The organism is Propioniciclava tarda (assembly GCF_900182665.1).
Lineage (GTDB): Bacteria > Actinomycetota > Actinomycetes > Propionibacteriales > Propionibacteriaceae > Propioniciclava > Propioniciclava tarda.
In genome coordinates this window covers 118,218-127,706 of the sequence record NZ_FXTL01000007.1, presented here as the reverse complement: position 1 = coordinate 127,706, position 9,489 = coordinate 118,218, and the positions used below count along the sequence as shown (strand labels likewise).

The following is a 9,489-nucleotide window of genomic DNA, read 5'->3' as shown; positions in this document are numbered from 1 at the left end:
CTGCGGGTGTTGCCATGGCGCTGGTCATGGGATCCGATTCTCCTGTCCCCGCCCCAGCCAAGTTCCGATCAACTCGGGCGTCTCACACGAGTCTGGCGGATAGGGACCCCGTCGGAGTCGTCCACGGGCGCCAGCCGGGTCCAGGGCTCGATCACGAAGACCGGCAACGGGCACGCCCGCCGGCTGCTCGTGGAGGCTGCCTGGCACCATGCCCGGGACTACCGCAGAACCAAGACGCTGCTCGACCGGTGGCAGCTCGCCAGTCCCGCTGCCCGTGCCCGTGGCGATGCCGGCAACCGTCGGCTGCATCAACGATGGGAACTGTTCAACACTCGGCACAAGCGGCCCGTGATCGCGAACGTGGCCGTCGCTCGTGAACTCGCCGGCTGGTGCTGGTCGCTGGCCGTCCTCAACGAGTAAACCCCCCAGTCTGGCTCGTCACGATCCGGGCCCGGTGGTGGCAGCGTGAGGAGTGACCCGCGACTCAGCTATGAGCAACATCCCTTGTCAAACAAGGAATGTGACGCACGATTCTAGAGCAGCCGGCAAACTCCCACCGAACACCCCGTCCTGCGGTCCCAACCCGCGCATATCAGCCTGACCACGCCGTCGACCACGACACGCGACCACCAAGCCCACACGCGACGAGCCAACGAGGCGCCGCCCGACACCCAGTCTGGCGGCGCCTCACCACGCCCCCTTGACAAGGACCCACTACATATCAGCCTGACCACGGCGTCGACCACGACACGCGACCACCAAGCCCACACGCGACGAGCCAACGAGGCGCCGCCCGACACCCAGTCTGGCGGCGCCTCACCACGCCCCCTTGACAAGGACCCACTACATATCAGTTGAGCGGCTAGGCTGGGTCACGCGTGGGGAATTCTTTGCCCAAGTTGAGCTTTCCGTCTTCCCATCCGTCAGGGCTGAACCTTTCGGACTCGTAGTCGCAGAGGCCCAATACGCGGGAGCCCCCTTCGTAATCAGCGACGCTGGCGCTCTGCCGGAGGTTGCTGGCTTCAATCACCCCTGGGTGTCGCCTGCAGGTGACGCCGAGGCGCTAGCGTCAGTGGTGGAGCAGGCACTGATCGGCACCCAGGACGCCGTCATTGCCGCCGCCCAACTGCGTTGGAAGACTCACTTCTCTCCAACCGCTGGCCGTACGCGACTCGCATCATTCTTGAAGACCATCGATATTGACCGCATAACGAGGAGAACATGAAACGGGCACTCATCACCGGCATCACCGGGCAGGACGGCCTCTACCTGGCGGAGCTGCTGCTCAGCAAGGGCTACGAGGTGCACGGCCTGATCCGCGGCCAGAACAACCCGAAGCTCGAGCTGGTGCGAAACGTCGTGCCGGACGTCCACCTGCATACCGGTGACCTCCTGGACCAGTCCAGCCTGACCCGCACCCTCAAAGCGGCTGCTCCGGATGAGGTCTACAACCTCGGCGCCATCAGCTACGTGGCCTACTCCTGGGAGAACGCCTCCCTGACCAGCCAGGTCACCGGCATCGGCGTGTTGAACATGCTGGAGAGCCTGCGCCTGTGGGCCGGGGACGACCTCAGCGGCGTCCGGTTCTATCAGGCGTCCTCGTCCGAGATGTTCGGCAAGGTGCAGGAGGTCCCGCAGCGCGAGAGCACCCTGCTCTGGCCGCGGTCGCCCTATGGCGTGTCGAAGGTCTACGGCCACTACATGACCATCAACTACCGCGAGTCCTACGCCATGCATGCGAGCTCGGGCATCCTGTTCAACCACGAGTCGCCGCGACGGGGACCGGAGTTCGTCACCCGCAAGGTCAGCCAGGCTGTCGCGCGGATCAAGCTCGGGCTCCAGGACGACATCACGCTCGGGAACCTCGACGCCAAGCGCGACTGGGGATTCGCCGGCGACTACGTGCGGGCCATGTGGCTGATGCTGCAGCAGGACCAGGCTGACGACTACGTCATCAGCACCGGGTCCACCCACTCGATCCGCGACCTGCTGGACGTCGCGTTCGCCCGCGTCGGCATCGACGACTGGACGCCGTACGTCAAGCAGGATCCCCGCTTCATGCGGCCGGCGGAGGTCGACCTGCTCATCGGCGACTCCACGAAGGCCAAGGAGCAGCTGGGCTGGGTGCCCGAAGTCAGCTTCACCCAGCTGGTCGAGATGATGGTGGACAACGACCTCGCAGAGCAGAAGGCGCTGGCTAGGAGCTGACATGCGGGCCTTCGTGACGGGTGTCGGCGGGCAAGACGGCAGCTACCTGGCCGAGGATCTCCTCGCGGCCGGGTACGAGGTCGACGGGCTCGTCGCGCCCGGCATCCCCTGCTCGCCGCCCGCCGGCGTCCGGCTGCACGAGGGCGACCTCGCGGACGCCGACGCCATGGCCGCCCTGCTGGCCGACGTCGCACCCGACCAGGTCTACAACCTGGCCGGCGTGTCGTCGGTCGCCCTGAGCTGGGAGCAGCCCGTGCTGACCGCGCAGGTGAACGCGGTCGGCGCCATCGGCCTCATGGAGGCTGCGTGGCGCGTCCAGCAGGCGTCCAGGAGGCGCGTGGCATTCGTCCAGGCCGGCAGCGCAGAGATGTTCGGCGAGCCCGCGAGCGCCCCGCAGCATGAGGGCACTCCGATCCAACCGGTCAACCCCTACGGGGTCAGCAAGGCCTTCGCTCACCAGGCGGTGGCGGTCTACCGCGCCCGGGGGCTGGCGGCCAGCAGCCTGATCTTGTACAACCACGAGTCGCCCCGCCGCCCCACGTCGTTCGTCACGCGGAAGATCACCGCCGGAGTCGCGGCCATTGCGCAGGGCCGGGCAACGGAACTGACGCTGGGCAACCTCGACGCGCGCCGTGACTGGGGCTGGGCCCCCGACTACGCCCGCGCCATGCGGCTGGCCGCGGAACACCCCCACCCGGCCGACTACGTCATCGCCACCGGCGAGTCGCACAGCGTCAGGGACCTGGTCCGCATCGCCTTCGCGCACGTCGGCATCGCCGACTGGGAACGCTACGTCCGAGTCGATCCCACGTTCATCCGGCCCGCGGACGCCACCGAACTCTGCGGCGACTCCTCGGCCGCCCGCCGCGTGCTCGGCTGGGCGCCTTCGGTGACCTTCGAGCAGGTCGTCGAAGCCATGGTCACCCACGACCTTGACGTCGGCCAGGCGTGAAGATCGCCATCGCCCACGACTACCTCACCCAGCGGGGAGGAGCCGAGCGGGTCGTCCTCGCCATGAGCCGGGCGTTTCCCGAGGCGCCGATCTACACCACCTTGTACGACCCGGACGGCACCTACCCCGAGTTCGCCGACGCCGACATCCGCACCTCTGCCCTGAACCGCATCGCCTTGTTCCGGCGCGATCATCGCCGCGCGTTGCCCTTTCTGCCGGCCGCGGTCGACAGCCTGCGCATCGACGCCGACGTGGTGCTGGTCTCGTCGAGCGGCTGGGCGCACGGGTTCCCGACCCGGGGTCGGCGGCTGGTCTACTGCTACTCCCCCGCCCGCTGGGTGTACCTCACCGACACCTACCTCGGACGCCCCGCGGGCACGTCCGCGCTCGGGGTAGCCCTGGGCCTGCGCCCCATGCTGCGGGCCTGGGACCGGGCGAGAGCCAGGACCCCGCACCACATGGGGCTGACCGACCGAAGTCGCACTAGGGTTGCCCTGTGGGGAGCTACCTGATCACCGGCGGAGCCGGATTCATCGGCGCCAACTACGTGCGCCACGTCCTGGCGAATACTGATCATCAGGTCACGGTCCTGGACAAGCTGACCTATGCGGCGTCCAAGGCGTCGATCGACAGTCTGCCAGCCGATCGGGTCACCTTCGTGCAGGGGGACGTGTGCGACGCCGACCTGGTCGACCGCCTGGTGACGGACGCCGACGTCGTCGTTCATTTCGCCGCCGAGTCGCACAACGACAACTCCCTGAACGACCCGAGCCCGTTCATCCGGACGAACCTGGTAGGCACCTACGAGCTCCTGCAGGCCGTCCGGAAGCACGACACGCGCTACCACCACATCTCCACCGACGAGGTGTACGGCGACCTCGAACTGGACGATCCCGAACGATTCTCCGAATCGACCCCCTATAACCCGAGCAGCCCCTACTCGGCGTCCAAGGCCGGCTCGGACCTCCTCGTCCGCGCCTGGGTCCGGAGCTTTGGCGTCCAAGCGACCATCAGCAACTGCTCGAACAACTACGGTCCGTTCCAGCACGTCGAGAAGTTCATTCCCCGTCAGATCACGAACTTGATCGACGGCATCCATCCGAAGCTGTACGGGGCTGGCCTCAACGTGCGCGACTGGATCCACGTCGATGATCACAACTCCGCGGTGCAGGCCATCGTCGAGCGCGGCGTCATCGGCGAGACCTACCTCATCGGCGCCGACGGCGAGATGAACAACAAGAGCGTCGTCGAACTCATCCTCACGCTGATGGGTCACCCTGCCGACTCGTACGACCACGTCAACGATCGCCCCGGGCACGACATGCGCTACGCCATCGACTCCGCCAAGCTGCGCTCCGATCTCGGCTGGGCCCCGGCGTACACGCACTTCGCCGACGGGCTGGCGGCCACCATTGACTGGTACCGGGCGAACGAGGCCTGGTGGCGTCCGATGAAGGCAGCAACAGAAGCAAAGTACGCCCAAGCCGGCCAGTGACGCCGCTGTTCCTCTGGGTGGAGTTCCTGCGCGGCGTCGTGTTGATCGTCCTCGGGAACGCGCTCCAGGCCGTGTACGACCAGATTGCGGTCGTTCTGGTTCACCTCGGCATCCTGACCTGGCTGCTGGCACTTGTCGTGGCCGTCGGCGGCCAACGGCCTCAGTGGGCCGTCTCGGGCGCCCTTGTGGGCCTCGTGGCTCTCCCGCCGCTCACCCTGCGCGCACGGGATCTGGGTCTCCCGGAGTGGCCCTGGGGAATCCCCTTGGACCTGCTGGTCACGGGGAGGTACTTCCGAGTGCTCGGCCTGCTGGTGGCCGCAATGATCGGTCTCGCTCTGGCTGACTACCTGGCGTCAGGGCCGACAACGCGCACCTTGCTGACGGGATCCGTGGCGGCGGCAGCGGCCTCAGGAGCCTCCATCCTGGTGGGCAAGAGCCTGCAGCTCGGGGGCGAATGGCTGATCCGATTACCGCGGCGACTCGTCCCGGGAACCCCTCGCTAAGCTTCCATGACTCACCGGAGAAGAACAATGACAGACCTCGCAGCCCACGCGACCCCCATTTCCGGCCTGATGGTCTTTGACCTGCCCGTCCACGGAGACGCCCGTGGGTGGTTCAAGGAGAACTGGCAGCGGGAGAAGATGATGGCCCTCGGGCTGCCCGACTTCAGCCCGGTGCAGAGCAACATGTCGTTCAACGAGGCGGCCGGATCGACGCGGGGGCTGCACGCCGAGCCCTGGGACAAGCTGATCTGCCTCGGTGCCGGACGCATCATGGGCGCCTGGGTAGACCTGCGCGAGGGTCCGAGCTTCGGCACCACCTTCACCCTTGAGATGGGGCTCGACAAGGCGGTCTACGTGCCGCGCGGGGTCGCGAACGGCTATCAGGCCCTCGAGGACAACACGCTCTACGGCTACCTCGTCAACGAGCACTGGTCGCCCGATGCCCGCTCCGAGTACACCTACGTGAACCTGGCCGACGAGCAGGCGTCCATCCCGTGGCCGATCCCGCTGAACAAAGCGACGATCTCGGACGCCGACGCGGCACATCCGCGTCTGGCTGACGTCACCCCCATGGGGCCGCGCCGGACGCTGATCGTCGGCGCCAAGGGCCAGCTCGGCCTGGCCCTGCAGCAGGCCTATCCCGACGCGGACGCCGTCGACGTCGACGAGCTCGACCTCACCGACCCGGACGCCGTCGCGGCCTTCTCGTGGCGTCCCTACGGCACGATCATCAACGCCGCCGCCTACACGGCCGTCGACCTCGCCGAGACCCCCGAGGGCCGGACGCGCGCCTGGGCGATCAACGTGACGGCCGTCGGACGCCTCGCAGCGATCGCGCGCCAGCAGCGGGCCCTCCTCGTCCACGTATCGTCCGACTACGTGTTCGACGGAACCCGCACCGAGCATGACGAGGACGAGCCGTTCAGCCCGCTGGGCGTCTACGGGCAGACGAAAGCCGCGGGGGACGCGCTGGTCGCCCAGGTTCCGCGTCACTACCTGCTCCGCACCAGCTGGGTAATCGGCGAGGGCCACAACTTCGTCCGCACCATGGCCTCCCTGGCCGGCAAGGGCGTCCAGCCCAAGGTGGTGGCCGACCAGTACGGACGCCTCACCTTCACCACCGACCTGGTGCGGGCGATTCAGCACCTGTTGAGCGAGCAGGCACCCTTCGGCACCTACAACGTCACCTGCGACGGCCCGACGCTGAGCTGGTTCGACATCGCGGCGCGGGTCTACGAGCTGAGCGGACGATCGGCGTCCGATGTCTCCCCGCAGTCGACCGAGGAGTACGCCGCCGGCAAGGTCGTCTCACCGCGTCCGACCAACTCGACGCTGAGCCTGGCGAAGATCAAGGCGACCGGTCTGGAGTTGCCCAGCACGGACGCCGCGCTCACGGCCTACCTCGCCCGCGAGCGGGCCTGATCGCCTGGGCTAGCCTGTCTGCCGTGGGACGGGTGTGGTTGAGCGGCTTGGCGTCATGGACGCCCGTCGACGTCGCGTCGCACGATCCCGAACTGCAGGGAACGCTCGAGCGGGCCTGGAGCCGCTGCGTGGGCCCCACAGCCGATTCGTCGGCCGTGATCACCGATCCCGTGCCGGTTCGGCTGCTAGGGCCGGCCGAGCGGGCGGACACTGACCTCGGCGGCGTCCAGACGGTCAACCCCGAGATCCTGCTGCAGCGGCTCACCCAGGAGGTGACGTACGCGAAGATCCGCGCCCAAGCCGGGAAGCTCTACATGTTTCACGCGGGCGCCGTCGCGAATGTCGACACCGGTGACGCGGTGGCGTTCGTCGCGCCGGGCGGCACCGGCAAGACGACCCTGATTCGCTCCCTGGGCAGTCGCTACGGGTACCTGACGGACGAGACGGTGGGCGTCGACGTCTCCCGGCGCATCTACCCCTACCCGAAGCCGCTGTCGACCCGGGGCGAGAAGGGGGCTCCGAAAGCTGAGATCTCGCCCGACGACCTCGGCCTGCTCCCCGCCCCCGAGGCGCCGGTGCTGCGCAGGGTCGTGCTGTTGAACCGGGATCAGCACCATCACGGACGGCCGACCATCCAGCCCCTCGACACCGTGCAGGCCATCATGGCCCTGGCTCCGGAATCGTCGTCGTTGTCCCTCCTGCCTCGTCCGCTGCACACCCTGGCCGGGATCCTCGACTCTCTGGACCACACCGTCCGGCTGACCTACCGCGAGGTCGCCAGCCTGGACGCGTTGGTCGACGACTGGCTGACCCGCCCATGATCAGGCGGTTGACGAGCGTCCCCGCCGCGGACGTCCTGCATCACGACGAGGGCGCCCTGGTGCTCATGGGCGAGCGGCTGATTGCGCTCAGCCTGGTCGGCTCGGCCGCCTACGAGCTGGCGACCGACGGGATTAAGGGCAACGAACTTGCCGCCGCGCTGGATGAACTCTTCGGGGTCCCCGCGGACGCCGATCTCGTCCAGCTGACCAGCGACGTCATCGACCTCTTGGTCGCGCAGGGCCTGCTGTCGGTGGACGAGGCGTCCTGATGACGGCCGAACTGGAAGTCCCGATCGGCCTGCGGACGCACCTCGCCCACGCCGTGGTCGACTGCGTCGCGCGCGAGATCGGTGCCGACGTCCTGCACATCAAGGGCCCGGCGGTGGACGACGGCCTGCGTCCGGTCGAGCTGATCACCCACGACGACGGATCGACCACGTCCCGGGCCGTTCCGCGCCTGAGCACGGACGCCGACGTCCTGGTCCGTCCGAGTCAGGCCCGTGCCCTGGTGGCGGCGTGATCAAGCACGGCTGGTCGGTGGTCACCCGGTTCGAGACGGGATCGATCTTCGAGCACGCGGCGTCCCTGTGGCACACCCAACTCGGCTACGTGGACCTCCATCGCCGCTTCCCCGGGGTCGACCTGGACGCCGAGGCCGCCTTCGACGTGTTGTGGTCCGAGCGCCTCGAACGCCACATCGCCCACCAGCCCTGCCCGGTGCCGAGCACCGATGGGCAGCGCCTGATCTTGCTGCTGCACGCGGCCCGAGGCGGCGGCGTCCGGCACCCCGACGCCCAGCTGCTGTGGGAGGGCGCCAGTGCCGACGAACAGAAGCGGTGCCGGGACCTGGCCGCGCGGTTGGACGCCGACCTGGCCCTGGCTGCGGCGTCCGGACGCCTCGACGACTTCGTCGGCCACCCCGCCGAGCACCTGTGGCGGCTGCTGTCGGCCAACCGGGAACCCAGCCGGGCCGAGATCTTCGCTGCGCGCTGGCGGGCCACCCCCGGGCTCCGCGCTCGCCTGCACCTGCTGGCCCGGGTCGCGCTCCTGAACACCGACCACCTCTCCATGCGCCTCGGCCACGCGGCGAGCCGCCGCGACGTGTTGACGGCCTACGCCCAGAGGGTGCCGCTGTTCGGCCGGGAGGCCGGGAAGGCCGGGCGTCGGCTCCTTGCGAGGATCAGGGGACGCCGATGACGTACGAGATCCCCGCCAGCGTGGCCTGGGTCGCCGGCAGTGACTTCATCGACCGGGACCACAACGTCTACGCGATGGTCCTGCCCGACGGAGAGCCGGTGATCCTGGAGGGGACGGCCGCGATGGCCTGGCTGGTGATCGCCGACGGGCAGCCCGTCGTCGAGACGATGGCCGAGCTCACCGCGACGCCCCCGGAGCGGGTGGCGTCCGACCTCTCCGGTTTCCTGGCAGACCTTGCCGACCGGGGCCTGCTGGACGTCGCCGAGGAGGCCCGATGACCCCACCGCTCAGGGTGCTGTACGTCTGCACCGCGAACATCTGCCGGTCGGCGTACGCCGACGTGCGGTCGCGCTCGCTGGTTTCGGCGGACGCCGTCGCGTTCGCCAGCGCCGGCGTCTGGGGCTTCGACCGCGCTCCGCTGGAGGAGCTGATGGCGGCCCAAGCCGTCGAGCGCGGCGCGGACCCGAGCGGATTCCGCTCACAGCGCCTCTCGCCCGACTTGGTGGCCGGGTCGGACCTCATCCTCACGATGGCCCGGGACCATCGCACGTTCATCCTCGACGACTGGCCCGGGGCGGTCACCAAGACCTTCACCCTCAGCCAGTTCGCCGACGGGCTCGCTGCCCTGCCGGACGCCGCGGCCGGCGTCCACGCGATCGAGGCCGTTCGTGCTCGGCGAAACCCGCCCCGACGCGACGGGGACGTGGCCGACCCGTACCGCCAGGGGGTCGCGGCGGCGGCTGCCTGCGCCGCCGAGATCGACCGGCTGCTGGGCGTGATCCTGCCTCGCCTGGCCGGCCCCCATCTTCGGCCCGAGTAACGTCAACTTCCTGCGTAGTCTGCGCCATCGTTCTAAGCTGAACGGCGTCCACACCTCATCGAAAGAGGCCC

At 68.7% G+C, this 9,489-nt stretch carries 13 protein-coding genes and 1 pseudogene; all 14 read left to right on the top strand.

All coding sequences use genetic code 11. From position 1 onward, the window contains the following. Nucleotides 1-108 precede the first annotated feature (108 nt). Nucleotides 109-208: pseudogene (locus FN821_RS15040) on the top strand (transposase); the annotation flags it as partial. Between the two features lie 621 nt (nt 209-829). Further along, nucleotides 830-1,225 carry a glycosyltransferase family 4 protein gene (locus FN821_RS15035; protein WP_165489285.1) on the top strand — a complete coding sequence of 132 codons (396 nt, stop codon included), beginning with the start codon at nt 830-832 and terminating at the stop codon, nt 1,223-1,225. Continuing rightward, nucleotides 1,222-2,208 (top strand): GDP-mannose 4,6-dehydratase, encoded by a 987-nt coding sequence (gene gmd / locus FN821_RS07515; protein WP_131171970.1) that lies wholly within the window; start codon nt 1,222-1,224, stop codon nt 2,206-2,208. The genes FN821_RS15035 and gmd overlap by 4 nt, the downstream gene beginning before the upstream one ends. A 1-nt stretch (nt 2,209) precedes the next feature. Continuing rightward, entirely contained in the window at nt 2,210-3,160 is a 951-nt protein-coding gene (locus FN821_RS07510; RefSeq protein WP_131171971.1) for a GDP-mannose 4,6-dehydratase, read from the top strand. Then, entirely contained in the window at nt 3,157-3,672 is a 516-nt protein-coding gene (locus FN821_RS07505; protein WP_180319747.1) for a glycosyltransferase family protein, read from the top strand. The genes FN821_RS07510 and FN821_RS07505 overlap by 4 nt, the downstream gene beginning before the upstream one ends. Then, entirely contained in the window at nt 3,657-4,655 is a 999-nt protein-coding gene (gene rfbB / locus FN821_RS07500; protein ID WP_131171972.1) for a dTDP-glucose 4,6-dehydratase, read from the top strand. The genes FN821_RS07505 and rfbB overlap by 16 nt, the downstream gene beginning before the upstream one ends. Continuing rightward, the gene (locus FN821_RS07495; RefSeq protein ID WP_131171973.1) at nt 4,652-5,158 is read left to right on the top strand and encodes a hypothetical protein; all 507 of its coding nucleotides are present in this window, start codon (nt 4,652-4,654) and stop codon (nt 5,156-5,158) included. The genes rfbB and FN821_RS07495 overlap by 4 nt, the downstream gene beginning before the upstream one ends. A gap of 27 nt (nt 5,159-5,185) precedes the next feature. Beyond that, entirely contained in the window at nt 5,186-6,580 is a 1,395-nt protein-coding gene (locus tag FN821_RS07490) for a sugar nucleotide-binding protein (protein WP_131171974.1), read from the top strand. Between the two features lie 23 nt (nt 6,581-6,603). Then, nucleotides 6,604-7,401, top strand: coding sequence for a hypothetical protein (locus FN821_RS07485; protein WP_131171975.1), 798 nt, complete (start codon nt 6,604-6,606; stop codon nt 7,399-7,401). Between the two features lie 8 nt (nt 7,402-7,409). Continuing rightward, nucleotides 7,410-7,670 carry a hypothetical protein gene (locus FN821_RS07480; protein WP_131171976.1) on the top strand — a complete coding sequence of 87 codons (261 nt, stop codon included), beginning with the start codon at nt 7,410-7,412 and terminating at the stop codon, nt 7,668-7,670. Beyond that, nucleotides 7,670-7,921, top strand: a complete 252-nt coding sequence (locus FN821_RS07475; RefSeq protein WP_131171977.1) for a hypothetical protein — start codon at nt 7,670-7,672, stop codon at nt 7,919-7,921. The genes FN821_RS07480 and FN821_RS07475 overlap by 1 nt, the downstream gene beginning before the upstream one ends. Beyond that, nucleotides 7,918-8,598 carry a 2-nitropropane dioxygenase gene (locus tag FN821_RS07470; RefSeq protein ID WP_131171978.1) on the top strand — a complete coding sequence of 227 codons (681 nt, stop codon included), beginning with the start codon at nt 7,918-7,920 and terminating at the stop codon, nt 8,596-8,598. Before FN821_RS07475 ends, FN821_RS07470 begins: the two co-directional genes overlap by 4 nt. Further along, a complete protein-coding gene (locus tag FN821_RS07465; protein WP_131171979.1) occupies nt 8,595-8,876 on the top strand; it encodes a PqqD family protein in 282 nt (93 codons plus the stop codon). Before FN821_RS07470 ends, FN821_RS07465 begins: the two co-directional genes overlap by 4 nt. Then, nucleotides 8,873-9,418 carry an arsenate reductase/protein-tyrosine-phosphatase family protein gene (locus FN821_RS07460; protein WP_131171980.1) on the top strand — a complete coding sequence of 182 codons (546 nt, stop codon included), beginning with the start codon at nt 8,873-8,875 and terminating at the stop codon, nt 9,416-9,418. Before FN821_RS07465 ends, FN821_RS07460 begins: the two co-directional genes overlap by 4 nt. Nucleotides 9,419-9,489 lie beyond the last annotated feature (71 nt).

Bases quoted from the DNA above. Each gene is read 5' to 3' on its own strand.
- gmd (WP_131171970.1), top strand. From the start codon at position 1,222: ATGAAACGGGCACTCATCACCGGCATCACCGGGCAGGACGGCCTCTAC.
- FN821_RS07510 (WP_131171971.1), top strand. From the start codon at position 2,210: ATGCGGGCCTTCGTGACGGGTGTCGGCGGGCAAGACGGCAGCTACCTG.
- FN821_RS07490 (WP_131171974.1), top strand. From the start codon at position 5,186: ATGACAGACCTCGCAGCCCACGCGACCCCCATTTCCGGCCTGATGGTC.
- FN821_RS07475 (WP_131171977.1), top strand. From the start codon at position 7,670: ATGACGGCCGAACTGGAAGTCCCGATCGGCCTGCGGACGCACCTCGCC.
- FN821_RS07465 (WP_131171979.1), top strand. From the start codon at position 8,595: ATGACGTACGAGATCCCCGCCAGCGTGGCCTGGGTCGCCGGCAGTGAC.
- FN821_RS07460 (WP_131171980.1), top strand. From the start codon at position 8,873: ATGACCCCACCGCTCAGGGTGCTGTACGTCTGCACCGCGAACATCTGC.